Source organism: Cryobacterium zongtaii (genome assembly GCF_002909375.1).
In the GTDB taxonomy this organism is placed as follows: domain Bacteria; phylum Actinomycetota; class Actinomycetes; order Actinomycetales; family Microbacteriaceae; genus Cryobacterium; species Cryobacterium zongtaii.
This window is the reverse complement of the sequence record NZ_PPXD01000027.1, coordinates 1-24,083: the sequence shown is the minus strand read 5'-3', so window position 1 is coordinate 24,083 and position 24,083 is coordinate 1. Positions and strand designations below refer to the sequence as shown.

Below are 24,083 nucleotides of genomic sequence, written 5' to 3'. Positions count from 1 at the left end.
GGCTACCCGGCCAGCTGGCGGGCGAGCCAGGCGGCCTGGCGCACGAAGTGGTGGCCCTGGCCGCCCTCGTGCTCGTTGAACGGGTACACCTCGATGTCGGCATCCGCTGCCCAGTGGTTGTGCGCGGCGAAAACCGTGGACGGCGGGCAGACGGGGTCGAGCAACCCCACCGAGAACAGCGCGGGAGCGGTGGCCCGCTTGGCGAAGTTGACCCCGTCGAAGTACGAGAGCGTCGCGAAGGTCTGCTCGACCTCGTCCCGGTGCACCGCGAGATAGCGCACGACCTCCTGGTACGGGTCGTTGCCGGTCATTCCGACGGCGCGCTCGAAGTGGCAGAGGAAGGGCACCTCCGGCATCGCCGCAACCAGGCCGGTGGAGAGGGCCGCGGCCGCGATGGCGATGCCACCGCCCTGGCTGCCGCCGCACACCGTCACCCGCTCCGGGTCGACCCTGTCGAGCGTGCGCACGGCATCGATCGCGCGCACGGCATCGGTGAACACCCGCCGGTAGTAGTAGTCGTCGGGTGACTGGATGCCGCGGGTCATGAAGCCGGAGCCGGCCGGTCCGCTGCCGTGCGGGTCGGCGGTGTCGCCACCGGAGCCCCAGCCGCTGCCCTGCCCGCGGGTGTCCATGAACAGGTAGGCGTAGCCGCTGGCCACCCAGCCGAGGTGCTCGTGCGGGAAGCCCCGGCCGCCGCCGTAACCGTTGTACTCGACCACCGCGGGCAACCGGGCCGGCAGGAACCCGGCCCTGTCGACGGGGAGCATGAACCACGCCTTGACGGGGTCACCGGCGAAGCCGTTGAAGGTGACGTCGTAGACCTCCACCTCGCTCAGCGGCGAGTCGACCCTGGTGAGCCGGGGCTCGTCCGGGTGCAGCCGGGACTCGGCCAGGGTGCGCTGCCAGAACGCGTCGAAGTCGGCCGGTTCGGAGACCGCGGGGCGGTACTGCGTGAGCTCGGGCAGGGGCATGTCTAAGCGGGGCACTGGTTGCCTTTCTGGAGGGGCGAATGCGGGTGGCTGGGTTCTGTCAGGAGTTCTGGTGCAGGACGATGGCCGAGTACCGGCCGCCGAGCGCCATCAGTTCGTCGTGGCTGCCGAGTTCGACGATGCGGCCGGCCTCGATGTAGACGATCCGGTCGGCCTCACGGATGGTGGACAGCCGGTGCGCCGCGATGATCGTCGTGCGATCGCGGAAGAGGGTGCTGAGGGCATCCTTGACCTTCTCCTCGGACACGGAGTCGAGGGCGCTGGTGGGTTCGTCGAGCACGAGGATGCGCGGGTCACGTACCAGGGCCCTGGCGATGGCGAGGCGCTGGCGCTGGCCGCCGGAGAGCCGGGCGCCCCGGTCGCCGACCACGGAGTCCAGGCCAGCGCCCTGGCCGGCGAGGATGTCCAGCGCGTTGGCGCCGGCCAGGGCGGCCAGCACGGCTTCGTCGCTGACGCCGGTCAGGCCGTAGGCGACGTTGTCGCGGATGGTGCCCTCGAACAGCACCGATTCCTGCGGCACGACGGAGACGAAGAACCGGGCGCTGCGCAGGTCGAGGGTGGCGGCGTCGACGCCGTCCAGCAGCAGCCGCCCGGTGCTGGGCCGCACGAAGCCGAGGACCAGGTTGAGCAGGGTCGACTTGCCCGACCCGGACGGGCCGACCAGCGCGATGGTCTCGCCGGCCCGGATCGACAGGGAGATGTCCCGCAGGGCGGGCCGGTCATCCTCGTAGCTGAAGCCCACGCCCTCAAGGTCGATCCGGCCGGCAACCGCGGTCACGAGCTGCTTGCCCTCGTTCACCTCCACGTCGGGCTCCTCCATCACCTCGGCGATCGACCGAATGGAGTCGATGCCCCGGGTGAAGATCGGCGTCACATTGAGCAGGGCCACGATGCCGCCCGTGAGCACCGTGAAGTAGGTGCTGAGCAGCACAACCTCGCCCGGGCTGATGGCGATGACCCGGGTGATCGATGCCGCGGATGCGCCGATCAGGCAGATCACGCCGAGCGCCTGGTACGACAACCAGGAGAGCGCCCCGAACCGGCCGTTGAGGGTGTCCAGTGCCTGCCCGGCCACGCGCACGTTCTCGGCCTGGCCGGCGACACGACGGGTGGCGACGCGTTCGAGGCCGTGCCCGCGGGTGATGGGGATCAGCGCCGCCATCTCGCCCACACCGGCCGAGAATCGTTCCACCTCGTGCCGGAAGTTCTCGTTGCGGTCGGCGGCGCGCGATCGGATGTAGCCGATGAGCAGCACGGCCAGGGGCACGGTGACGGCGAAGACTCCGACGAAGGCGGGCACGGTGAGGGCGGTCAGCACCACCGCGCCGGTAAGGGTGAACAGGGCGGAGAGGAAGGTGGGCAGGGCCTGCTGCATCATCATCTCGATGCTCTCGACATCCCGCACCACCTTGGTGTGCACGATCGAGGCGCTCTGCCGGTTGTGGAAGCCGATCGACAGCCGTTGGAGGCGCTCGGCGAGGGCGTTGCGCACATCCACGGCCATCGACCGGATCGCCCGGCTGGACAGCCGCACGAAGATCATGTGGAACGGGTAATTCAGGCTCAGCAGTGCCAGGGCGCAGGCTGCCCAGAGCCACAGCTGCGGCAGGGGACCGCGGTCCACGACGATGTCGATGACGGCCGCGGTGATCGGCGGCAGCAGCCAGGCCGGGCTGTCCTTGATGAGAAATGCAGCGGTGGCCAGGGAGAGTCGGCCGCGGTGGGGGATCAACAGGCGCAACAGCGAGCGGACCGGGGAGGAGGCGACGAAGGACCGTTCGATCGATCGCAGTGCGGAATTATCACCCATGGAAGACCTTTTGGAGCTCATCCGCGGCGCTTGATGGCGCGGCGGCAACCTCGACACTGGTCGAGGGGCTGGAGGTGCGTCCTCAGCCGGGAGCTGTCGGAGCCCACGGCTGTCGCGGGGTGAGGTCGCCGGCACCAACGCTGGTGCCAGCACCGACTATACCGGCGTTGAGAGCGCGGCCACACGACCGGATTGCGGCACGCCGGGTCAGATGACGCCCAGGGCGGTGAGGGCGTCGCGGATGGCCGGGGCCACGTGTACCGCGTACGCGGGGGTCAGGTGCACGGTGTCGTACTTGGTCGGGAGGGTTCCGGCGAAAGCCGGGCAGATGCCCGCCGAGCAGCTGAAAGGCAGCGAACTGACAAAGTGGTCACCGGTCGCAGACGGGGCCGACAGCGCTGCGGCGAACTGCTGCCAGACCGATCCGACCCCGACGTTGCAGTCCTGGGGACTGGACACCGCCGAGTAGCACCGGCCGAGATCTGCCCCGAGCGGTGGGGGCGCGAGGTAGACGATCTTCCCGGCGGCGTTGTAGCCGGCCGTTTCGGCGAGGGTCGATGCGACCAGGCTCTCGACCGACAGCGGTGACCGGTTGGCGTCCTGCCCCTCGGCGAAGGCGTTGGCCACCACCACCAGCTGCGGGGCGTCCGCGACGATCCGGTCGCTGATGTCGAGTTTGCGTTGCGGGCAGGCGTCCATCACCCCGGCACCCTCGTTGGCGACCAGCACCTCAGTGAACCGGCAGCCGTAGAGCCCGATCGTGGTGATCTTCCACTGTCCGTCGCTGGCTTCGGCGATGGCCTTGAACGCGGGGGCGTAGGAGAGTGCTTCGGAGTCGCCGACGAGGTACATGTGGTTGGGGGCGCTGTCGGCACCCCAGGTGCAGCGGCCGAAGTCGGGGGTGTCGCCGATGTCGAAGCAGTCGCGTGCGGGGTTGTCGTTCGAGGTCCGTGCCATGGCGTCGTCTCGGGAGGGGGACAGGTTGTCCGGCCAGGCGGTCGCGGCCACGGCGGCGGCCAGCTCGGCCTGCAACGCCACCTCGGGGTTCACGGCGGAGTCGGTGCCTGCGACCGAGGGCGCCTCGGTCGTCGCCCGCCCGCCGGCGGGCTGGAATGACACAGCGACGACGATCACGATGACGAGGACGCCCATCGACGACAGGATGAACTGGCTGCCGAAGGCCTCTCGCCAGCTGTGCCAGGCGTCGCGGCGCTCACCGGCCGGGCGGCGGCCGCGCAGCCAGGGGGAGCGGTGGAACGGCTGTTCAACAAGGTAGTACGACGTCACCGAGACGGCGAGGATCGTGCCGAGAATGACCAGGGTGCTCTGCAGGCTCTGGGCGGGAAGCAGCATGCTGAGGAAGACGAAGACCGGGAAGTGCCAGAGGTACAGCGAGTAGGAGATGTTGCCGAGGTACACGCTGACCGGGTTGGTGAGCGGGACCAGGGTGCGCTGCGGGCCGCCGATACCGGCTGCGAGCACGAGCGCCGTCGCCAGCACGGGGAGGGCGGCACCAGGGCCGGGGAAGGCGATGTCCCCGGTGACCACGACGAACGATGCGACGATGCCGGCCAGGCCGGCCCAGCCGAGGACGACTCGCCAGGCGACGGGCATCCGTGCGGCCAGCGGTGCGGCGACGGCCAGGATCGCGCCGATGCCGAGCTCCCAGGCCCTGGAGAACGTCGAGAAGTAGGCAATTGTCGGATTCGTTGCGCTGTCCCAGACGGCGTAGGCGAAGGATGCCGCGATGACGACGGCCGCGAGGATGCCGACGGCGCGCCGGCCGCGACCTGGCGTGCGGGATCCCCGGGCCAATACGAACAGCACCAAAACCATCAGCCACGGCCAGACGAGGTAGAACTGTTCCTCCACCGAGAGCGACCAGTAGTGCTGCACCGCCGAGGCCGGCGCGAGGGTACTGAAGTAGTCGGTGCCGAGGGCAGCGAACCGCCAGTTGGCGACGAAGAGGAACGACGCGCCGGCGTCCCACAGGGTGGACATCGCCCGGGTCTGGTTGAACAGGACGGAGCCGATCGCGCCGGTGGCGACGAGCACCACGGCCGCGGACGGAAGGAGGCGGCGGAGCCGACTGCCGTAGAAGGACCGGAGCGAGATACGCCCGGTGCGCTCGTGTTCGCGCAGCAGGATGCCCGTGATGAGAAAACCCGAGATGACGAAGAAGATGTCGACACCGACAAATCCGCCGGCGGGCCAGTGGAGCACGTGGTCGAAGATGACGGCGATGACCGCGAGGGCTCGGAGCCCCTGGATGTCCCGCCGGCGGGTGGACGGCGGCGCGGCTGGGGGCCTGGTCGGCGGCCGGGCCGGTGGCCTCGGGCGGGGCTGCGGGGCCTCGGCCGGCGCTGTCGTGCGGATCGTGACGGTGCGGGTGGCATTGGGGCGGGAGGCGCCCGGGCGGGACGGCGTCGGTCGGGACGGCGTTCGTTGGGACGGCGGGGTCGCTGATGCGCCGGGCGGTGTTGCCCCGATCCCAGTGTGCACGCGTCCCCCAGCTATTGAACCGTTGCCGAGCCTATCCCGACGGCGCTCGTTCTAGACGGCAGGGTCCTGCAGGTCCTGCGGCGCGGCGCGTGGGGTGAGCTCGGCGCGGAGCGGCCAATCCTGGCCGTCCAGGATGATCTGGGCGCACCGGCCGGTGTCGGCGTTCACCACGATGGGAGCCATCAGGTTCACGGTCGTGCCGGTCTCGCCCGGGTTGGTCACCACCAGGACCATCGCCTGCTCTGGTGCGGCGAGGTCGAGGGCCCTGGCGTGCTCGTCGGAGATCACGGGCGCGTAGTCCGGCAGGTACACCGACGCGTCGAGCACGAACAGCCGGGTGTGCTCGTCGATGGCTGACTGCAGGGCGAACAGTCCGGCGGCGCCGGTGATCTCGCGCAGCTGGAAGTCGGTCAGCGGGGCCAGTCCGGGCGGCGGGGAGAGGAAACTCAGGGTGGCGGTCATGAAAGGAAGTCCATCAGGGTCGGTTGAATTACGCGGGCGGTGACGGCGAGGGCGGACTGGTAGGCGACCTCCTGCAGCTTGAGGTCGAGGATCACCGTCGCCAGGTCGGCATCCTCGAGCTGCACCCGCTGTGCCTCGAGGGTGCCCTTCTGGGTGACCAGTGCCGCGGTGGCGCTTTCGATGCGGGTCTGCCGGGCGCCGACGTCAGAGTTGGCGGCGATGACCCTGTTCAGGGCGGTGTCAATGGCGCCCAGATGGCTCGACACCGTCGCCGGCGAGTTGCGCAGGGCATCCGAGACCGTCGCGAGCAGGGCGAAGATCGAGTCGGGGCCACTGCCGAAGACGGCGGAGCCGTCGGCATCCACCCGCACCGTGCTGTCGGCGCCCACGCGCCGGTCGACCCCCGGGGTGGATCCGCCGCTGTGCACGCCGGCGTCGGTGAACGCCACGCCGGTGTCGGAATTGCCGGCGAAGACGGTGCGGCCGAGGTGCGTCGCGTTGGCCTGGCTGAGCAGGTCCTGTTTGAGGCCGTCGATCTGCAGGGCGATGGCTTCCCTGGCAGCCGGCGACATGGTGCCGGCGTTCGCGCCCTGAACGGTGAGGTCGCGCACCCGGTTCAGGATGGTGGTGCTCGCGCCGAGCGCGGTGTCCAGCGTGGTCAGCCAGCCGTTGCCGTTGTCGGCGTTGCGGGTGTACTGGGCGGTGGCACGCTGCTCGGCACGCACCGCGAGGGCGTTGGCGGCGCGGGCGGGGTCGTCGGAGGCCCGGCTGATGGTCTTCAGCGAAGAGGACTGCTCCTGCAGCTGGGCCAGGCGCTGGGCGCTGGCCTGCAGATTGGCCTGGGCGGCGCGCATCTGGGTCTGGCTGGTCACGCGGGGGATCATCGGCTACCTTCCCACCAGTCCGGTGCGGTTGATCAGGGTGTCGAGCATCTCGTCCACGGCCGTCATCACCCGGGCGGCGCCCTGGTAGGCGTGTTGGAAGGTCAGCAGATTGACGTTCTCCTCGTCGATGTCGACCGAGGAGTTGGACAGCTGCAGGGTGACCGCGGCGGTCGCCGACAGGTTCGCCGACGACGCCTGGGCGAGTTCGATGCCGGTGGCGACGCCGAGCCTGGTGACGAATTCGGACCAGACCGAGTTGGGGGAGGCGACCGGGAGCCCATCCTCGTCCACCGCGTGCTTGGTACCGAGCTGGGCGATCTTGTCGGCGTTGGCGCCGTTGGCTGCCCCGGCACCGACGGCGCCAGCGGCGATCTCGGTCGCGTTCTTCGGAGAGACGCCCAGCGTCGCTGCGGCATCGCCCGCGACGTAGTCGAAGAAGGTGCCGCCGGGGATTCCAGCGCTGGTGACCCCACCACGATGGATGCTGTTCACGGAGTCGGCCAGGTGGGTGGCGAAGCCGTTGTAGGAGGCGGCGGCTTCGGCGAGGGCGCCCCCGGTGCCATCGGTATCCGCCGGTCCCAGCAGGGACAGGGCGCCGGCAAGCTCGCCGCCGTCTACGGCAACGGGCTGGCCGGGGTGATGGGACCACTCGAGCTGAACGGGGCCGTTGGCGACCGCCAGGCTGGTGGGCCCGTTCACAGTGAGCACCTGCACGTCGGTACCGGACACCAGGGGGTTTCCGCCGATCAGGACGTCCACCGTGCCGTTGGCCTGGGGGCGCACGCTGGCCCCGGTGATGGCGGAGATCGTGGCGGTGAGCGCGTCACGCTTGTCGATGAGTTCGTTGGCCGACCCGCCGGAGGCGAGGGTCTGGCGGATGATGCCGTTGAGCTCGCCCACCTGCGCCGCGGCCCCGTTGACCTCGGTGACCAGCGCGTCGGCGCTGCTGCGTACAACGGCCCATTCGTCGGTCACGGCGCGGTATCCGGCGGTGATCTGGCTGGTGAGCTGGCCGGCCTCGCCGAGCAGCAGCCCGGCGGATGCGGCGGGGTCGGCCCCGTTGGCGAGATCCTGCCAGGCCGCCCAGAATTCCTGCAGCTGGTGGGAAAGCCCGTTGACGCCGGGTTCCTTGAGCGAATTCTCGACCGAGCCGAGGGCATTGGCGCGCACGGCGGTGTAGCCGGCGGTCGCGGCGGTCGCCCGAACCTTGGCATCCAGGGTGGCACTGCCCAGGCGCGCGATGCCGTCGACGGATACTCCCGTGCCGGGGGTCGCGCCCCAGGCGACGACGCCGGCCCGCGCTGCGGCGTTGGTGGCGGAGGTCGTCACCCGCTGGCGGGTGTAGCCCTCGGTGTTGACGTTGGCGATGTTCTGCCCCACCACGTCGAGCCCGGCGCGTGCCGCGACGAGTCCGGAGTATGCGGTATTCAACCCGCCGAATGTGCTCATGGGGTCCTCAGTGGTGAAGTCATCGCGGAAGTCTCACAGGCTCTGGTCGAAGAGTCGGGCACCGGCGCTCTGAGCCCCGGAGGCGCCGCGGGAATCGTAGGTGGTGGCCTGCGCGTCGACGCCGGCCAGGGATTCCTGGGTGTAACGCGCGGCCGAACGCAGGAACTGTTCGTTGACATCACGCAGGCTGCGGATCTGCGCGATCAGCTCGGTCATGGCGGTGAGGTGGGCGCTGAGGATGTCGCCCCACGGCCCGGCGGGAGCCTGCTGGACGAGTTCGCTCAGCGTGGCATCCGCTGAGGTGCCCCACTCCGCGGCGACGGCCGCCACCTCGACCGATCGGCCCAGGCCAGCCTCGCGCACCAGCTCGAGCACCTGCTCGACCTCGCGGGTGGCGTGCTGAACCCAGCGTGTGCGACCGGCGCTGAGCAACAGCTGTTCCTCGTCGAGTTTGAAAACGAGCAGTTCGAGCAGTTCACGTTCGCGCCACAGCAGGGCGGACAGTTCGTTGGCGCCCATGTCGTCACTGCCCTCCCGCTGTTGAAAACCCGATGGTCCATCGTACGAGCCCATGCTCGTTCGGGGGTACTATCGGCCGGTTCTCCCGGTTGGTTAGCGGCATTCTGGTCACATGGCGCCCGCAGGACCCGATTTCCGGTGGCCGAGTCCTCTAAAGAGAGGACACCGTAAGCCCCGTTCTGGGGGCACGCCTACGCCAGAATCAACAAGCGCGGTTGTTACCGTAATAGCTAGGCGAAAACACACCGAAACGGGACCCGAACCCCTGTTCCGGCGGGCTGTTTGCGCTCTTGATACGACGTCACCCCCCACGCGTGCTTACCCGGCAGTGAAACGCAGAACCAGTCTTGCGCTCACCGTCAGCGAGAACAACGCCGGCACCAACCAGGAGGGCAACCGTTGAACCGTTCGGAACGTAACCGGCTTGTCGTCGACAACCTGCCCCTCGTCGGCTATCTCGTCTCCGAAGTCTGGGCCAAGGCTCGCCACCTCTCCCGCGACGACCTGGCCTCGGCCGGCTCTCTGGCCCTGATCACCTCCGCGGACGCGTTCGACCCGGCCCTGGGCGTGCCGTTCGGCGCCTTCGCCCGCCGCCGCATCATCGGTGCCTTCGCCGACGAGATGCGCTCCAACGACTGGGCCACCCGGATGGCCCGCCGCCGCATCAAGGACACCCGCCAGGTGCAGGAGACCCTCGCCTCCGCGCTCGGCCGCAGCGCCACCGTCGACGAGATCGCCTCCGCGCTCGGCGTGGACCGCGAGACCGCTCTGGCCGGCCTGGCCGACTCCGAGCGCACGCTGAGCACCCTCGACGACAGCACCGCCGAGTTCCTCGTCGCCGACACCGTGCTCCCCGAGGAGTCCCTGCTGTCTGCCGAGCGACTCGCCTACCTGCGAGCGGGCGTGTCTGCGCTGCCCGAGCGGATGCGGCTGATCATCGAGCAGGTCTACTTCGAGGACCGCTCGGTCAAGGAGATCGCAGCTAGCCTCGGCATCACCCACTCCGCCGTGTCCCAGCAACGCTCGGAGGCCATCCGGTTGTTGCGTGACGGCCTGGGCACCCACTACGCGGACGACGCGGAGGCCGACTTCGTACCGGAGTCCACCGTGGCGCCGGCTCGCCGCAGCGCCTACCTATCGCGGATGGCCGACCAGGCGATGCTCGGCATGGCCCACCTGGCGCACGACAGGATGCCGGCCGCAGTTCCCGTCCTCTCCGCGGCCCCCGCCGCTCCCATGGCTTACACGGTCGACGGGTTGGCCGGCGTCACCGATATCGCCCACGCGGAGGCGGTCACGCTCGACAGCCGCGAACTTTTCTCCAGCAACGGCTAACGCGCCGCGGGGTGGGGCCGATAGGTCTCAGTGTCAGCCCATGGATGGGCCGGCGCACACCACCCAATCACGGAGGAACACATCATGGGTATGCAGATCAACACCAACCTCGCGGCGAACAACACCTACCGCAACCTGGCTTCGACCCAGACCGACATGGCCAAGTCGCTCGAACGCCTCTCCAGCGGCCTCCGCATCAACCGCGCAGGCGATGACGCGGCCGGTCTGGCCATCTCCGAGGGACTGAAGTCGCAGGTCGGTGGCCTCACGGTCGCCAGCCGCAACGCCCAGGACGCCGTCTCGGTCATCCAGACCGCTGAAGGTTCTTTGAGCGAGGTGCAGACCATTCTGCAGCGCGTTCGTGACCTCGCCGTTCAGGCCGGTAACGGCTCGAACAACGCCAAGTCCCGCGACGCCATCGCCACCGAGGTCACGGCGCTGGGCCTGGAGCTGACCCGCATCAGCGAGTCGACCAACTTCAACGGCACCAAGCTGCTCAACACGGCGGCTGCGACCACCGACCTGACGTTCCAGATCGGCGCCGGTGGCACCGCCGCAGCCGACCAGATCGACGTCAAGCTCACCGACGTTTCCGCCATCGGAACCGCCGTCTCCGGACTCGCGACAGCCGGCTTCGCCGACTCCGCAGCGGCACTCGCGACGATCAACACGATCGACGGCCACATCACCGCTGTGTCCACCTCGCGCGCCTCGCTCGGTGCCGACCAGAACCGGTTCGAGAGCGTCATCCGCAACCTCGCCGTCTCCAAGGAGAACCTCACCGCAGCCGGTTCGCGTATCCGCGACACCGACATGGCCGAGGAAATGGTCAAGTACACCCGCTCCAGCATCCTGTCGCAGGCCGGTACCGCCATGCTCGCGCAGGCGAACCAGTCCAACCAGGGCGTTCTCTCGCTGCTGCGCTAAATCACGGACTGACCGACCGACCGGCCCACAAGCCGCAGAGTCGACTGACCGGGAATCGGCCGGTGGCACGCACGATCTGACCTGGACCTCAGACCGAGCGGGCCGCCGGCCACTCGCACACCCGCAGACAACGGAACGGACACGGCGCCATGGGACTCTCCATCGATGGCCTGATCAGCGGCCAGGACACCACGACCCTGATCAACAACCTCATCGCGGTCGAGGCGATCCCGCAGACCCTGCTCAAGGGCAAGGTCTCCGCCGCCCAGAACTACACCACCGCCGTGCAGGGCCTGAACACCCAGGTCGCCGCTCTCAACGACGCCGCCACCAAGGCCGCCAAACCCGCCAGCTACGACCTCTACACCGCCACCAGCAGTTCCAGCCAGGTCACCGCGACCACGAGCACCGGCGCCGCCGCCGGCGTGCTCGACATCACCGTCGGCCGGCTCGCGCAGAACCAGGTCACCGTCACCGGGCCGCTCACCGCCTGGCCCGACGCCGCCCTCACCCTCACCGACGCGGCCGGAAAAGCCACCGTGCTCACCCCGGCCTCCACATCGCTCGACGACGTCGTGACCGCCGTCAACGCGGCCGGGCTCGGCATCACCGCCACCAAGGTCGCCGTGGGCGCCGACGGCTTCCGCGTGCAGTTCAGCAGTGCCGCCCCCGGCGCCGCCGCGTCTTTCACTCTCACCGGCGGCACGGTCCCGACCACCCAGGTCAAGGCCGCCCAGGATGCCCAGGTCACGCTGTGGGCCGGCACCACGGCCGAACAGACGATCACCTCGGGCAGCAACACCTTCACCAACCTGCTGCCCGGCCTGGATGTGACCGTCCAAGCGGTCTCCACCACACCGGTCACGCTCACCGTGACACGGGACGACGCCGCCATCACCAAGATCGCCGGCGGCCTCGTCAGCGGCCTCAACGACATCTTCGCCGTCATCACCAACCGGTCGGCCGTGTCGACCACGACCGACTCCACAGGTAAGAGCGTCACCACCGCCGGGCTCTTCGCCGGCGACGGCACCATCCGCACGGTCAACCAGAACCTGCTCACCGCCGCGTCGATGCCCGTGGACGGGCGCTCCCCGTCGGAGATCGGCATCAGCATCACCAAGAGCGGCACCCTGGAATTCGACGCCGAGAAGTTCGCCGCTGCCCTGGCCAAGGACCCGGCCGGCGTGATGAAAACCGTGCAGGAGATCTCCGGCCGGGTCGCGTCGGCCGCGGCGACGGCATCGGACAAATACGACGGCACCCTCACCACCACCATCACCAGCCAGCAGTCCCAGGTGCGCACGATGGGCCTGGAGATCAGCGACTGGGACCTGAGGCTCACGGCCAAACGCACCTCGCTCGAACGGGTCTACACGGCCATGGAATCCAGGCTGGGTGAGCTGAAAACGCAGTCCTCCTGGCTCACCTCGCAGATCAATTCACTACCCGATACCTACACAGGGAGCTCCAGCTGATGACCACCGCACTGTTCCCACCCCACCAGCTTTCGATGCCACAGCAGTCAGCCCAGCCTTCGGCGGCCCAGCTGGCCGCCGCACAGGGCAAACGCGCCCAGCTCAACCGTGAGGCCGTGCTGTCGGCCACGCCGGTGCGCCTGCTCACCATGCTCTACGACAGGCTGATGCTCGACCTGGACCGCGCCGAGGCCGCCCAGGACGGCGAGAACTGGCCGATCGCCTCCGAGAACCTGCTGCACGCGCAGGCCATCGTCGACGAACTCACCACCTCGCTCAACGTCACCGCGTGGGACGGAGCCGACGGGCTGCTCGCCATCTACACCTACGTCTCGAACGCGCTGATCGGTGCGAACATCCACCGTGACGTTGCCCGCACCCGGGAGAGCATCGTTCTGCTCGAGCCGCTGCGTCAGGCCTGGCACGAAGCGGCCGCTGCGTTGCCGGCGACGCCGACCGCGGCGAGCGGAGAGGGCTACCGTGGAGTCGCCTGAGGTCCACTCCAGCAGCGCCCGGCCCCACAGCACCCGTTCGGGCCTCGCCGCGCCGGGGGAGCCGCGCACCAGCAACGCCGAATGGCTGCAGGTGCTCGACGAGCTGGAGACCAGCCTGGGCAGCGGTGCCCGGGACGCCGTGCTCTCCGCCCAGGGCGGCCAACTCGTGACCGGGGTGCAGTGGCGTGCCCCCGAACACATCGGCCAGCTCCCGCGCGAACTCGAGGAACGGGCGCGGGTGCTGCTCACCGGCCAGCTCGAACTGATCCGCGAGATCGAGGATGCACGCCGCTCCGCCGGCGCCCACCTGGCCGCCGTGCGCACCATCCTCTCCACCCACCTCTCCGACCAGCCGGTCTATCTGGATATCGCGGGCTGACCCGGCAGAATTTCTGACAGATTCCCTGACAAATATCCCGAAACGTCCTAACGAACGCTCGTCGACGGCCGATAGCTACGGATGAGCACGGATTGCTCATCACAGGCCACGGATCGGCCGTCCGGCACATTGACGACGAATCGGGCCCCTGCGTGATTGAATCCGTGACCACCGCGGCGCTGACCAGCGCCCTGGACGGACTGGCCCTGCGCCAGCGCACCATCGCGAACAACATCGCGAACGTGAACACCCCCGGCTACCAGGCCCAGCGGGTCTCGTTCGAGGACGCCCTCGCCCAGTCGGTGCGGGACGGCGACGGCCACACCGCGGCCAGCACCGCACGCTCGCTGGAGCCGACCAGACTCGACGGCAACAACGTGAACCTCGACACCGAAACGGTCTCGAACATCGACACCGTGCTGCGCTACCAGTTCGCCGCCCAGGCCGTGGCGGGCGCCGACTCGAGCATGCGCGCAGCGCTCCGGACCAGCTGATGGGCCTCGACGCTCTCGGCATCGCCGGCACCGGTCTCACCCTGCACCGCAAGTGGCTCGACGCTGTCGCCGACAACATCGCCAACGCCAACACCGCGACCGCCACCTCCGGGGATGCCTTCCAGGCCCGGTACATCGTCGCCCAGGAGGGTGAGGGCGTCTCGGGTGCCTACGTGGCCGGCGCCGCGCTGGGCGACGCCGAGGGCCTGCTCGTCTACGAACCCGACAACCCCATCGCGGATGCCGACGGCTACGTGCGCCGCCCCGACATCGACATGGCCGAACAGATGGGCGAGCTGATCATGGCCCAGCGCGGCTACCAGGCCAACGCCGCGGTCATCGACCGGGCCAAGACCTCCTATGAAGCCGCCCTGCAGATCGGACGCAACTGATGACCATCCCCGCCATCGGCTCCGTGCCCGCCGTCAGCGCCACGTCGTACCTGCCCGCCAGCACGGCCACGGGCGCCACCGAATCCTCTGACACCGGCTTCGCCAGCGCCCTCACCGGCGCGGTGAACAACCTCCAGCAGCTGCAGTCCACCTCCAACAGCTACGCCATCCAGGCGGTGACGGGTGACCTCGACGACATCCACACCGCCACCATCGCGTCTTCACGCGCCGCGGTCACCCTTGAGCTCGTCGCTGCCGTGCGCAACAAGGGCGTCGAAGCGTTCAACGACATCATGAGAATGCAGGCCTGATGCCCGCTCAGATCACCTCGGTGTTCCGTCGCCTGGGCAACGCCGTCCGCGAATTCACCGTCGCCCAGCGCACCATGGCCATCATCGGGGTCGCCGTGCTCGCCCTGGGCACCGCCGCGCTCACGATGTGGGCCACCCAACCGGCGTACACCCCGCTGTACTCGGGACTGAGCGGCTCCGACGCCAACACCATCGTGGAGCAGCTGCGCACCGACGGTGTCGCCTACGAGCTGAGCGACGGGGGAGCGACCATCCTGGTGCCGGAGGCCGACGTCTACGACCAGCGGCTCAAATCCGCCGCCGCCGGCCTGCCGACGTCGAGCACCGGAGGCTACTCGCTGCTGGACACCATGGGGGTCACCGCCTCCGAGTTCCAGCAGTCGGTCACCTACAAGCGGGCCCTCGAGGGCGAACTCGCCGCGACCATCGAGGCCATGAAGGGTGTGCAGACCGCTTCGGTGCGGCTGGCGATCCCCGAGGCCACGGTGTTCACCGAGGAGACCAATGATCCCACCGCATCCGTCTTCGTGGGCACCCGGAACGGCGTCACCCTGAACGCCGAGCAGGTGCAGGCCATCGTGCACCTCACCAGCGCCTCCATCGACGGCATGAAGCCCACGGATGTCGCGGTCATCGACGCGGCCGGCGTCGTGCTCTCCGCCGTGGGCGTCGGGGCCACGGGGTCGGCCGGCCAGCAGGCCGGCGACTACGAGGAACGGGTGCGCGGTTCGGTGCAGGCCATGCTCGACAAGGTCGTGGGACCCGGCAACGCCACCGTCGTGGTCGCCGCAAATATGAGCAACCAGAGCGCCCAGGTCGTGGAGGAGACCTTCGCGGTTCCCGAGAACGCCCCGGCGCTCAACGAGGCCGTGACGACAGAGTCCTACTCCGGTGCCGGGGATGCCGCGGCCGGTGTGCTCGGACCCGACAACATCGCCGTGCCGGCCGAGACCACGGCGGACGGCACCTTCACCAGCGAGGACACCACCCGTAACAACGCCATCAACAAGGTCACCGAAACGCGCACGGTGCCCGCAGGGGAGATCAACCGGCAGACGGTGTCGGTGGCGGTGAACGCCGCGGTCGCCGAAGACCTCAACGTGACCGACCTGACCAGCCTGGTGTCCTCCGCCGCCGGCATCGACGTAGCCAGGGGAGACGCCGTGACCGTGGAGGTCGTGAGCTTCAACGCCGCCGGCGCCGACGCCGCGGCTGCGGCGCTGGCCGAGGCCGCCGCGGCCGAAGAGGCCGCCCGCAATGCCGGCATCCTGCAGGTGGGGCTGATCGTGGCCGGCACCGTGATCGCTTTTGTGCTCGGGCTGATCCTCTATGCCAGGCGCTCACGCCGGCAGAGCCGCAAGGCCATCGAGCTGAGTGACCTGGTGCAGGCGCGGTCTGCGCTGGATGCGCCGACGGTGCCGTTGTCGTTGCCGCCGCAGATGGCGCCACTGTTCATCGACTCCACGCCCACCGAGGTCTACCCGGTCGCCGGCGGCGGTGCCCTGCCCAGCGGCGGCGACCAGCGGGTGGCCGACATCGACGCCCTTGCCCTGCGTGACCCGCAGATGGCGGCCGAGATGCTGCGCGGTCTGATGGACGATCGGCAGCCCGCATGATGGACGCCAAGACCGGCCTGACCGGCACCCAGAAGGTGGCCGTGGTCCTGATGACCATGGACCAGCAACGCGCGTCAGAGGTGATGAAGCAGTTCTCCGAGGTCGAGGCGGCCGAGATCATCGCCGAAATCGTGCAGCTGCGCCGGGTCGACGCGTCGGTCATGGACAGCGCCGTAGCCGAGTTCCACGAACTCACCACCATCGGCGCCCGCAACCCGCGCGGCGGTCACGCCGTCGCGGTCGGACTGCTGGAGAAGTCTTTCGGCGCCGAGCGGGCGGCCGGCGTGATGAGCCGGGTGGCGACCTCCATGGCCGGCAAGGCATTCGAGTTCCTCGACACCGTCGACTCGATGCAGGTGCTCGCGCTTCTCGACGGCGAACTGCCGCAGACCATCGCCCTGGTGCTCGCCCACCTGCGTCCGGAACACGCCTCCGCGATCCTCTCCGGGCTGGACGGCCCGGTACGCACCGATGTCGCCCAGTGCATCGCCTCCACAGGGCCGGCCACGCCGGAGGCCGTGCGGGTGGTCACCGACATCCTCAAGAAACGCATCGGAGCCGTCGCCGCGTCGCGGGACTCCGCCGAGGTCGTCGGCGGTGTGCAACCGCTGGTGGAGATCATCAACCGCGCCGACATCAACACCGAACGGGCCCTGCTCGAGGCGCTGGATGAACGCGACCCGGTGCTCGCCGAAGAGGTGCGCTCCCGCATGCTCACCTTCGCCGACATCATCAAGCTGGAAAACCGCGATGTGCAGCTGGTGCTGCGCGGCATCGACGCCGCCGTGCTGGCCGTGGCCATGAAGGGGTCCACCGAGCTGGTCGTCGACATCATCCAGCGCAACCTCTCCGAGCGGAACCGCGAGATCCTCAACGACGAGGTCACCGGCCTCGGACCGGTGCGGGTCTCGCAGGTGGAAGAGGCCCGCGCCACCATCGTGCGGTCGATCCGCGACCTGGCCGCGCAGGGCGCGATCACCGTGCAGCGTGCCGACGAGGATGACTTCGTTGTTTAGCGCGGCACGCACCGGCGCTGGGGTTCCGGATGCCGACTTCTCGGCGCTGGTCTTTCCCACCCTCGCCGACGCCGGGGGGAATATCGGACGCGATGACGACCGCACCAGGGTCGAGCGCCAGTGGCAGGCCAGAGGCCACGCCGCCGGGTACGCCGAGGGACTGCGGGCGGCGGCGGCGGCCGTCGACGCGCGGGTGGCCACGCTCGAGGCCGAGCATGCCGAGCTGATGCAGGCCGCCGGCCGGCAGCGCGACCGCACGTTGGAGGTGCTCAACGCCGTGGTCCGCGCGCTCGAGACCCGTACCGTGCCGGTGCTCCACGACGTCGAAGACACCCTGCTCGGCGCCGCCATCGACCTGGCCGAGGCGATCATCGGCCACGCTCTCGCCGACGAGGCGACCGCGGTGCGCTCGGCGCTGGCTCGCACCCGGGCCGACGGGGCAGCGGGGTCTCTCGGTCACACTGTGCGGCTGAACCCGCACGACCTCGCTGCCCTCGACGGCTCCGCACTCGACGGCTCCGCGCTGGCCGGGTCTGGCGTCACCCTGGTGGCGGATGCGAGCCTGTCCCGCGGCGACGCCGTCAGCGAGTTCCCCGACGGCTACCTCGACGCCCGCATCGGCAGTGCCCTGCAGCGGGCAAGGGCGGCGTTGGCCGGAGGCGTGTCATGACCCTCACTAGGCCGGACAGCACCGACCGCCTGGCCAGAGCCCTGGCGGCGGCCCGCCCGGAGCGGGTGGGCGTGGTCTCGTCGATCGTGGGCCTGAGCGTGGACGTGCGCGGGCTGAACGACGCCATCGGCGACCTCGTCGTGATCGGCGGACCCGGATCGCAGGCAGGCACCGGTGCCGGGGGCGTTGACGCCGAAGTCGTGGCCACCACCCCCGATGGCATGCGCTGCATGCCGTTGGCCAGGCTCACCGGCATCCGGGTCGGCGACCCCGTGCGCGGCGGCGGCGGCGGCACGGGCTTTCTCGTCCCCACCGGTTCGGGCCTGCTCGGCCGGGTGATCGACGGGCTCGGCCGTCCCATCGACGGCAAGGGACCACTCGTCGCTGCGCAGCGGGTGCCCCTGGACCACGCCAGCCCGTCCGCCATGGCAAGGTCGCGCATCCAGTCACCGTTGCAGCTGGGGGTGCGGGTGCTCGACACCCTCACCACCGTGGGCAAGGGCCAGCGGATGGGCCTGTTCGCCGGTTCCGGCGTGGGAAAGTCGTCGCTGCTGTCGATGATCGCCCGCGGCACCGACGCCGAAGTGTCGGTGATCGCTCTGGTGGGCGAGCGCGGCCGCGAGGTGCGCGAATTCCTCGAGGACGACCTCGGTGCCGAGGGTCTGGCCCGGTCGATCGTCGTTGTGTCCACCTCGGACGAGCCGGCCATGATGCGCCTGCGGGCCGCGTTCGTCGCCACCCGAATCGCCGAGTCGTTCCGCGACCGGGGCGCCGACGTCATGCTGATGATGGACTCGCTCACCCGGGTGGCGATGGCCCAACGCGAGATCGGCCTGTCGGTTGGCGAACCGCCCGCCACCCGCGGCTACCCGCCGTCGACGTTCTCGCTGCTCGCCCGCCTCCTCGAACGGGCCGGCACCGACCAGTCCGGCTCGATCACCGGCATCTACACAGTGCTCGTCGACGGCGACGATCACAACGAACCCATCGCCGATGCCGCCCGCTCCATCCTCGACGGCCACGTGGTGCTCGACCGCAAACTGGCCGTGCTCGGCCACTTTCCGTCCGTTGACGCCCTCGCCTCGATCTCCAGGGTGGCGTCGCGGGTGACGACGCCGGAGCAGGCCGCCGTTGCCGGCACTCTCCGGGCGGTGCTCGCCGCCCGGCGCGCCGCTCAGGACCTGCTCGACGTGGGCGCCTATCGCCGCGGCACCAACCCGTTGGTCGACGCCGCCGTGGAGCACGACGCCGCCATCACCGCGTTCCTGCAGCAGCGGATGGACGAGCACACCCCGGCCGCCGAGGCCTGGGACAGACTCGCCGCGCTGGCCCGGCTGCTGGGCGGTGCCCGATGACCCGCCAGTTCTCTCTCGCCGGCCTGCTGCGCCTGCGCCACCTGCAGCAGGACCAGGCCGCGGGCGACCTCGCCGTCGCCAATGCACGGCTACGGGCCGCCGCGACCCGCATCGACGAGACCCGTGCCGCGCTGGAGCACCTGCCGATCAGCGCCACCGGCGCCGACACCCTTTACGCGATCGCCGCCGCCCGGGCGTCTTCCCGCAGCATGCTGGCCGAACTCGCGGCCCTCGACGCGGTCGCCCAGCAGGGCGTCGTCGACGCGCAACGCGAATTCGAGTCGAGGAAGTCCGCCGCCGTGAGCCTGGAGAAGCTCGAGGGGCGCCACGGCGACTTGGCCGCGGCCGAAGGCCTGCACGCCGAACAGACCATCATCGACGAGATAGCGTCGACCGGCTGGCACCGACGGCTGGGCGACGAACGAGCCGGCACCGCTTCGTCGGGCACCGGGGCACCAACGGGGGAGAAGCGATGACGATGGTGGAAGCGCTCGGCCGGATGGGCGAGATTCAGGCCAGGCTGGTGCAGCTCAACGACCTTGTCGCCGGCGGTACCGGAGCGACGAGCGTCACGGCCGGCAGGGGGGCCGGGTCGTCAGTCTCCGCGACCAGCTTCGCCGATGCCCTCGCCGCGGCCACCGGCACGACAGCCCCGACCACCGGCGCAGCCGGCTCGGGAGCGACCGGTGCCGGCGTCGTCGCGGCGGCCGAGAAGTACCTGGGCGTGCCATACGTCTTCGGCGGCGAGGACAGCACCGGAATGGACTGCTCGGGTCTCGTGCAACGCGTCTACGCCGACCTCGGCATCGAGGTGCCCCGTCTGGTGTCCGGGCAGATGACCATCGGCACCGAGGTGGCGTCGCTGGCCGAGGCCAAGCCCGGTGACCTCATCGTCATCGGCGGCGGCGACCACATCCTGATCTACGCCGGCAACAACCAGGTGATCCACGCGCCATACGAGGGGCGCACGGTCAGCAAGGTGGATGCCTACATGGACGATTCCGAGATCACCACCATCCGCCGGGTGATCCCCGATCAGGCGGCCACCGCCAGCGTGGCATCGAGCTCCACCGACCTGCTCACGGCGGCATTCGCGTCGATGTTCAACGGCGCCGCGTCCAACGGCAGCGCGTCCACCGGCTCCTCGTCCGCTTCGGCACTGTCCCTGTCTGGATTGCTCTCGTGACCGCGCCCACGCAGTTCCCTCTGACCCCGGGAGCGCCCGGGGTCGCCCCCGGTCGCGGGTCCCGCGGTTCCCAGCCGGATCCCGCCGTCGGCGCCGACGCGTTCGCGGGAGCGTTGCGCGGTGCCGCGTCCGGTCCGGAATCCGGCGCCGGATCGGTTGGGGCACGTCGCGTAGCTTCTGCAGGCCCCGGCGGTGCTGGGCCCGGGGGAGCTGTCCGTAGCGGTGTTCCTTCCAGCGGTGGCACCGCGCTCAGCAGGCCCGTGCCCACCCGGCCCTCACCCACCACAACCGCATCCGCGAGCCGCACCGAACCCAGCGACACTGAACCTGGCGACGACGCTGAACTCAACGACGAACCCTTCGCGTCTGCGCCTGCCGCGTCCCTTCCCACAGGGTCGCCGTCGGTATCTTCCGCAATCGTCGCGTCACCTCAGCCGGGATCAGGTTCGGCCGTGGCCGGAGCCCTGCCGGGCGGGATGAGCCAAGCGTCGGCTTCACCTGCCGATCCCGGCGCCACCCCGATCGGCCCCGGCATCGTCGCCCCGGTCGGAGCGGGGGATGCCGGTGTCGGATCCGGAGCCGGCCCCGCTGCGCCGATGGCACCGGCCTTGGGCCAGCCGGCGGGAACCGCCGCCACCGGGCACGCAGCACCCGCTACTACCGGGAGCACCGACACCAGCATCGCCCCGATCGGCACCGCGGCGAACGGCACTGCCGCGGACGAAACTGCCGCGAACGGCACCGCCGCGGACGGGGCCGCGTTGATCGCGCCCGCAACGGCCGCCACTGCCGCGACCCCTAGTGCCGCGACCGCCGCTGCCGCGACCATCATTGCCGAGACCACCCCTGCCGCGAACGGGACCTCGTTGACCGCGGCCGCAGCGACCGACACTGCTCCGACCACCACTGACGCGACAGTCACCGACGCGACAACCACCGACGCGACCGCCCCTGCCGCGACCGCCTCTGCCGGCACCGCGGCTGCCGCGACCGGCACTGCAGCGACCGGCACCGCAACGACCGGCCCTGCCGCGACGGCGACTGCAGTCACCGGTGCTGGCGCGACGGCGATTGCGGCGACCGATACTGCCGCCGGCGCCGCCGGTGCCGTGGGGTCGCCCCGGACGCCCGGTGCGGCTACAGACGAACCCGCTGGCGCTGAGGCACCAGCGGCCGGCCTCACTCTGGCGGCCGCCTCCGGGCCGGTGGCCGCGGTACCCGTCAACGGCTCAACCGCCGGTGCCCCGGCGCTTCCGCCCTCTACCGGTCCTGCCGTTCCGGCGCCGCTGGCGAGCCAGGTGGCCCGTCCGCTGTTCACCCTGGCGGCCGCCGGACCCGGTGAACACACGATGTCGATCAGCGTCACTCCCGACGATCTCGGGCCGGTCCTGGTGCGGGCGCAGATCAGCGCCACCGGCATCCGTCTGGAGCTCTTCGCCCCCACCGACGTCGCGCGGGACGCCCTGCGGCTCATCCTGCCCGACCTGCGCCGCGACCTGGCCGGCGGCGCACTGTCGGCGAGCCTCGACGTCTCCACGCGCAGCCAGCCCGGCGATGCCGGCTCGTCGGGCCGGCAGGACCGCCCCGCCGCCGACCAGCCCGGCCAGGGCAACGCGGCGCTCGGCGGAGATCCGCGCGGAGCCCAGGACCGCCGCCGGGAATCCGGTGCACCCGACCAGTGGCTGCGGTCCCCGCCGATCGGCGCCGACGCCGCGGACCCGCTAGCGGACCCGACCCAACCCGACCAGACCAGGGGACGTATCGATGTTCTCGCCTGACCCGCCGCCCGGCACCCCTTTGCCCTGTACCTCACCACGCACCGCTCACCGCACGCAGCCTCCCAGAAACGAGAACCCATGACCGTCGACGCCGTCGGCTCCGTGTCCACCGCCGCAGCCGACTCCAGCGCTGGAGCCAGCATGTACTCGACGACACCGGCGCGCACGCCCAAGCAGACTCTCGATTCCGAGACCTTCATGTCGCTTCTGGTGGCCCAGCTGCGCAACCAGGATCCGAGTTCGCCCATGGACACCAACCAGATGATCTCCCAGACCACCCAGCTGGCCATGATGGAGAAACTCACCGCGCTGTCCACCACCGCGGACGAGAACTTCTCGCTGCAGATGCGCACGGCCGCAGCCGCTCTCGTCGGACAGGACGTCACCTACACGGATGCCACCGGCGCGAGCGTCACCGGCATCGCGTCAGCGGTCTCCTACGCCGGCCCGGTGCCCCAGGTCACCGTCGGCACGGCCAGCGTGGCTCTCGACGCGATCTCGGGGGTGACCGCCCCCACCGGGTGATCCGGCTCCGCGCCCGCACCCAGCGAGCCCGCCACTCGCCAGCTCGATCTGCACCAACGCGACACACTCCCGCAAACCGGGCGGGGTCGCCGCATCCCTACTCCGTCATCACCTTCTGAAAGGCAGCACTCATGCTTCGCTCCCTGTACTCCGGCATCTCCGGCCTTCGCGCCCACCAGACCATGCTCGACGTCACCGGCAACAACATCGCCAACGTCAACACCACGGCGTTCAAGGGCTCGGCCACCCAGTTCCAGGACACCCTCTCGCAGCTCACCCAGGGCGCCGGCGGCCCGGGCGCCACGACCGGCGGTACCAACCCGGCACAGGTGGGCCTCGGTGTGCAGGTCGCCGGCATCGCCACCAACTTCGCGCAGGGGTCGTCGCAGGCTACCGGCAAGGCCTCGGACATGCTCATCTCCGGCGACGGGTTCTTCCTCACCCAGCAGGGCGGCGAGACCATCTACACCAGGGCCGGCTCCTTCGACTTCGACTCCGCCGGTCGCCTCGTCACCCCGTCGGGTGCGATCGTGCAGGGCTGGGGCGCGGTGGATGGCGTGGTCAACGAGGGCGGCGCTGTCGGGGACCTGTCCCTGCCGCTGAACGCGGTCGTTCCGGGCAAGGCGACGAGTTTGGTCGCGATGAGCGGCACCTTGCCCTCTGATGCTGTCGGAGGCACGCAGCTGCTGCGAGACATCAAGGTCTACGACGCCTCGGGTGCTGCCCGAACGGTCTCCCTAACCTTCACCAAGGCTGCGACGGGCAGCGGTTGGGGTGTCTCGGGTACCGATGGCGGCACTGCGGCAACGACCACGCTGGGCTTCACCGGCAACGTCGTGACGTCCGGCGGCTCACTCGTCATCGGTGACCCCGCCGCCGGCGGAATCACCGTGGACCTCAGCGCGCTGAACGGCCTGGCCGGTATCAGCACTGTGGGGGTCAAGTCGCAGGACGGCAGCGCCCCCGGCTCGCTCGAGTCCTACACGTTCGGCAAGGACGGCACCCTAATCGGTCTGTTCAGCAACGGTGAGCAGAAGGCGCTGGGCCGGATCGCCCTCGCCACTTTCACCAACCCTGGCGGGCTCGAGAAGACCGGCTCGAACGGCTACCGGGCCACTTTCAACTCCGGAACCGCCGAACTCGGCGCGCCCGGCTCCACCGGGCTGGGCTCGCTCACCGGGGGAGCCCTGGAAATGTCGAATGTCGACCTGTCGCAGGAGTTCACCAACCTGATCGTCGCCCAGCGCGGCTTCCAGGCGAACGCCCGCATCATCACCACCTCCGACGAGGTACTGCAGGAACTCACCAACCTCAAGCGCTAACGCAGCGCACGTGCCGGCTTGATCAGGCCCTGGGTGGTGCTGTTGTTTTTGGCGGCCCGTCCCGGGTGCGGCCGGGCATCTCGATGAGTGTTTGGCCGGGGTCGATGGTTGTGGGTGGGCGGAGCCAGTAGCGGCCGGTGTTTTCGAAGATCTGCCAGTGCTGGTTGTGGAGCAGCAGGTGGTGGGCGGG

The 24,083-nt window shown here is 70.0% G+C and carries 24 protein-coding genes; 17 read left to right on the top strand and 7 right to left on the bottom strand.

The window, feature by feature from the left end:
- Positions 1-2: 2 nt before the first annotated feature.
- From C3B61_RS18160 to C3B61_RS18130, 7 genes are all read right to left on the bottom strand, one after another.
- Entirely contained in the window at positions 3-986 is a 984-nt protein-coding gene (locus C3B61_RS18160; RefSeq protein WP_103461900.1) for an acetylxylan esterase, read from the bottom strand.
- A gap of 43 nt (positions 987-1,029) precedes the next feature.
- Positions 1,030-2,799: an ABC transporter ATP-binding protein gene (locus C3B61_RS18155; RefSeq protein ID WP_103461899.1), complete on the bottom strand. Its 1,770-nt coding sequence runs from the start codon at positions 2,797-2,799 to the stop codon at positions 1,030-1,032.
- A gap of 207 nt (positions 2,800-3,006) precedes the next feature.
- A complete protein-coding gene (locus C3B61_RS20190) occupies positions 3,007-5,301 on the bottom strand; it encodes an acyltransferase family protein (protein ID WP_279628332.1) in 2,295 nt (764 codons plus the stop codon).
- Between the two features lie 51 nt (positions 5,302-5,352).
- Complete coding sequence (locus tag C3B61_RS18145; protein ID WP_088455984.1) at positions 5,353-5,763, bottom strand: flagellar assembly protein FliW; 411 nt, start codon at positions 5,761-5,763, stop codon at positions 5,353-5,355.
- Positions 5,760-6,635, bottom strand: coding sequence for a flagellin N-terminal helical domain-containing protein (locus C3B61_RS18140; RefSeq protein ID WP_243398797.1), 876 nt, complete (start codon positions 6,633-6,635; stop codon positions 5,760-5,762). The genes C3B61_RS18145 and C3B61_RS18140 overlap by 4 nt, the downstream gene beginning before the upstream one ends.
- Before the next feature lie 15 nt (positions 6,636-6,650).
- Positions 6,651-8,096, bottom strand: coding sequence for a flagellar hook-associated protein FlgK (gene flgK / locus C3B61_RS18135; protein WP_103461897.1), 1,446 nt, complete (start codon positions 8,094-8,096; stop codon positions 6,651-6,653).
- A 33-nt stretch (positions 8,097-8,129) separates the two neighbouring features.
- Positions 8,130-8,615: a flagellar protein FlgN gene (locus tag C3B61_RS18130; protein ID WP_103461896.1), complete on the bottom strand. Its 486-nt coding sequence runs from the start codon at positions 8,613-8,615 to the stop codon at positions 8,130-8,132.
- 399 nt (positions 8,616-9,014) lie between these two features.
- Here C3B61_RS18130 and C3B61_RS18125 point away from each other — a divergent pair, with 399 nt between their 5' ends.
- The 17 genes from C3B61_RS18125 to C3B61_RS18045 all read left to right on the top strand — a co-directional run bounded on the left by C3B61_RS18125 (position 9,015) and on the right by C3B61_RS18045 (position 23,893).
- Positions 9,015-9,950 (top strand): sigma-70 family RNA polymerase sigma factor, encoded by a 936-nt coding sequence (locus C3B61_RS18125; protein WP_103461895.1) that lies wholly within the window; start codon positions 9,015-9,017, stop codon positions 9,948-9,950.
- Positions 9,951-10,034: 84 nt separating this feature from the next.
- The gene (locus C3B61_RS18120) at positions 10,035-10,877 is read left to right on the top strand and encodes a flagellin N-terminal helical domain-containing protein (protein ID WP_088455988.1); all 843 of its coding nucleotides are present in this window, start codon (positions 10,035-10,037) and stop codon (positions 10,875-10,877) included.
- 149 nt (positions 10,878-11,026) lie between these two features.
- On the top strand, positions 11,027-12,355 hold the full coding sequence (fliD, locus tag C3B61_RS18115; RefSeq protein WP_103461894.1) for a flagellar filament capping protein FliD: 1,329 nt from the start codon (positions 11,027-11,029) through the stop codon (positions 12,353-12,355).
- Positions 12,355-12,849, top strand: coding sequence for a flagellar export chaperone FliS (fliS, locus tag C3B61_RS18110; protein ID WP_241990290.1), 495 nt, complete (start codon positions 12,355-12,357; stop codon positions 12,847-12,849). Before fliD ends, fliS begins: the two co-directional genes overlap by 1 nt.
- Complete coding sequence (locus C3B61_RS18105) at positions 12,836-13,228, top strand: hypothetical protein (protein WP_088455990.1); 393 nt, start codon at positions 12,836-12,838, stop codon at positions 13,226-13,228. Before fliS ends, C3B61_RS18105 begins: the two co-directional genes overlap by 14 nt.
- A 152-nt stretch (positions 13,229-13,380) precedes the next feature.
- The gene (locus C3B61_RS18100) at positions 13,381-13,722 is read left to right on the top strand and encodes a flagellar basal body rod protein FlgB (protein WP_088457967.1); all 342 of its coding nucleotides are present in this window, start codon (positions 13,381-13,383) and stop codon (positions 13,720-13,722) included.
- A complete protein-coding gene (locus tag C3B61_RS18095; RefSeq protein WP_088455991.1) occupies positions 13,722-14,114 on the top strand; it encodes a flagellar basal body rod protein FlgC in 393 nt (130 codons plus the stop codon). Before C3B61_RS18100 ends, C3B61_RS18095 begins: the two co-directional genes overlap by 1 nt.
- Positions 14,114-14,425 (top strand): flagellar hook-basal body complex protein FliE, encoded by a 312-nt coding sequence (gene fliE / locus C3B61_RS18090; protein ID WP_103461893.1) that lies wholly within the window; start codon positions 14,114-14,116, stop codon positions 14,423-14,425. Before C3B61_RS18095 ends, fliE begins: the two co-directional genes overlap by 1 nt.
- On the top strand, positions 14,425-16,041 hold the full coding sequence (fliF, locus tag C3B61_RS18085) for a flagellar basal-body MS-ring/collar protein FliF (protein WP_103461892.1): 1,617 nt from the start codon (positions 14,425-14,427) through the stop codon (positions 16,039-16,041). Before fliE ends, fliF begins: the two co-directional genes overlap by 1 nt.
- The gene (gene fliG, locus C3B61_RS18080; protein WP_370289794.1) at positions 16,038-17,057 is read left to right on the top strand and encodes a flagellar motor switch protein FliG; all 1,020 of its coding nucleotides are present in this window, start codon (positions 16,038-16,040) and stop codon (positions 17,055-17,057) included. The genes fliF and fliG overlap by 4 nt, the downstream gene beginning before the upstream one ends.
- A complete protein-coding gene (locus tag C3B61_RS18075; RefSeq protein WP_103461890.1) occupies positions 17,050-17,727 on the top strand; it encodes a FliH/SctL family protein in 678 nt (225 codons plus the stop codon). Before fliG ends, C3B61_RS18075 begins: the two co-directional genes overlap by 8 nt.
- Positions 17,724-19,082: a FliI/YscN family ATPase gene (locus C3B61_RS18070; RefSeq protein WP_103461889.1), complete on the top strand. Its 1,359-nt coding sequence runs from the start codon at positions 17,724-17,726 to the stop codon at positions 19,080-19,082. Before C3B61_RS18075 ends, C3B61_RS18070 begins: the two co-directional genes overlap by 4 nt.
- The gene (locus tag C3B61_RS18065; protein WP_208858859.1) at positions 19,079-19,558 is read left to right on the top strand and encodes a hypothetical protein; all 480 of its coding nucleotides are present in this window, start codon (positions 19,079-19,081) and stop codon (positions 19,556-19,558) included. The genes C3B61_RS18070 and C3B61_RS18065 overlap by 4 nt, the downstream gene beginning before the upstream one ends.
- Positions 19,555-20,268, top strand: a complete 714-nt coding sequence (locus tag C3B61_RS18060; RefSeq protein WP_103461888.1) for a C40 family peptidase — start codon at positions 19,555-19,557, stop codon at positions 20,266-20,268. The genes C3B61_RS18065 and C3B61_RS18060 overlap by 4 nt, the downstream gene beginning before the upstream one ends.
- A gap of 452 nt (positions 20,269-20,720) precedes the next feature.
- Positions 20,721-22,046: a flagellar hook-length control protein FliK gene (locus tag C3B61_RS19980; RefSeq protein WP_133160360.1), complete on the top strand. Its 1,326-nt coding sequence runs from the start codon at positions 20,721-20,723 to the stop codon at positions 22,044-22,046.
- Between the two features lie 78 nt (positions 22,047-22,124).
- Positions 22,125-22,571, top strand: a complete 447-nt coding sequence (locus C3B61_RS18050; RefSeq protein WP_103461886.1) for a flagellar hook assembly protein FlgD — start codon at positions 22,125-22,127, stop codon at positions 22,569-22,571.
- A gap of 131 nt (positions 22,572-22,702) precedes the next feature.
- Positions 22,703-23,893, top strand: coding sequence for a flagellar hook protein FlgE (locus C3B61_RS18045; protein WP_103461885.1), 1,191 nt, complete (start codon positions 22,703-22,705; stop codon positions 23,891-23,893).
- The last annotated feature ends 190 nt before the right edge of the window (positions 23,894-24,083 follow it).

Excerpts from the sequence above, each read along its gene's own strand:
- C3B61_RS18050 (WP_103461886.1), top strand. The coding sequence starts at position 22,125 with ATGACCGTCGACGCCGTCGGCTCCGTGTCCACCGCCGCAGCCGACTCC.
- C3B61_RS18065 (WP_208858859.1), top strand. The coding sequence starts at position 19,079 with ATGACCCGCCAGTTCTCTCTCGCCGGCCTGCTGCGCCTGCGCCACCTG.
- fliD (WP_103461894.1), top strand. The coding sequence starts at position 11,027 with ATGGGACTCTCCATCGATGGCCTGATCAGCGGCCAGGACACCACGACC.
- C3B61_RS18155 (WP_103461899.1), bottom strand. The coding sequence starts at position 2,799 with ATGGGTGATAATTCCGCACTGCGATCGATCGAACGGTCCTTCGTCGCC.
- C3B61_RS18145 (WP_088455984.1), bottom strand. The coding sequence starts at position 5,763 with ATGACCGCCACCCTGAGTTTCCTCTCCCCGCCGCCCGGACTGGCCCCG.
- flgK (WP_103461897.1), bottom strand. The coding sequence starts at position 8,096 with ATGAGCACATTCGGCGGGTTGAATACCGCATACTCCGGACTCGTCGCG.
- C3B61_RS18060 (WP_103461888.1), top strand. The coding sequence starts at position 19,555 with ATGACGATGGTGGAAGCGCTCGGCCGGATGGGCGAGATTCAGGCCAGG.
- C3B61_RS18130 (WP_103461896.1), bottom strand. The coding sequence starts at position 8,615 with ATGGGCGCCAACGAACTGTCCGCCCTGCTGTGGCGCGAACGTGAACTG.
- fliF (WP_103461892.1), top strand. The coding sequence starts at position 14,425 with ATGCCCGCTCAGATCACCTCGGTGTTCCGTCGCCTGGGCAACGCCGTC.
- C3B61_RS18095 (WP_088455991.1), top strand. The coding sequence starts at position 13,722 with ATGGGCCTCGACGCTCTCGGCATCGCCGGCACCGGTCTCACCCTGCAC.
- C3B61_RS18070 (WP_103461889.1), top strand. The coding sequence starts at position 17,724 with ATGACCCTCACTAGGCCGGACAGCACCGACCGCCTGGCCAGAGCCCTG.
- fliS (WP_241990290.1), top strand. The coding sequence starts at position 12,355 with ATGACCACCGCACTGTTCCCACCCCACCAGCTTTCGATGCCACAGCAG.
- C3B61_RS18120 (WP_088455988.1), top strand. The coding sequence starts at position 10,035 with ATGGGTATGCAGATCAACACCAACCTCGCGGCGAACAACACCTACCGC.
- fliG (WP_370289794.1), top strand. The coding sequence starts at position 16,038 with ATGATGGACGCCAAGACCGGCCTGACCGGCACCCAGAAGGTGGCCGTG.
- C3B61_RS18045 (WP_103461885.1), top strand. The coding sequence starts at position 22,703 with ATGCTTCGCTCCCTGTACTCCGGCATCTCCGGCCTTCGCGCCCACCAG.
- fliE (WP_103461893.1), top strand. The coding sequence starts at position 14,114 with ATGACCATCCCCGCCATCGGCTCCGTGCCCGCCGTCAGCGCCACGTCG.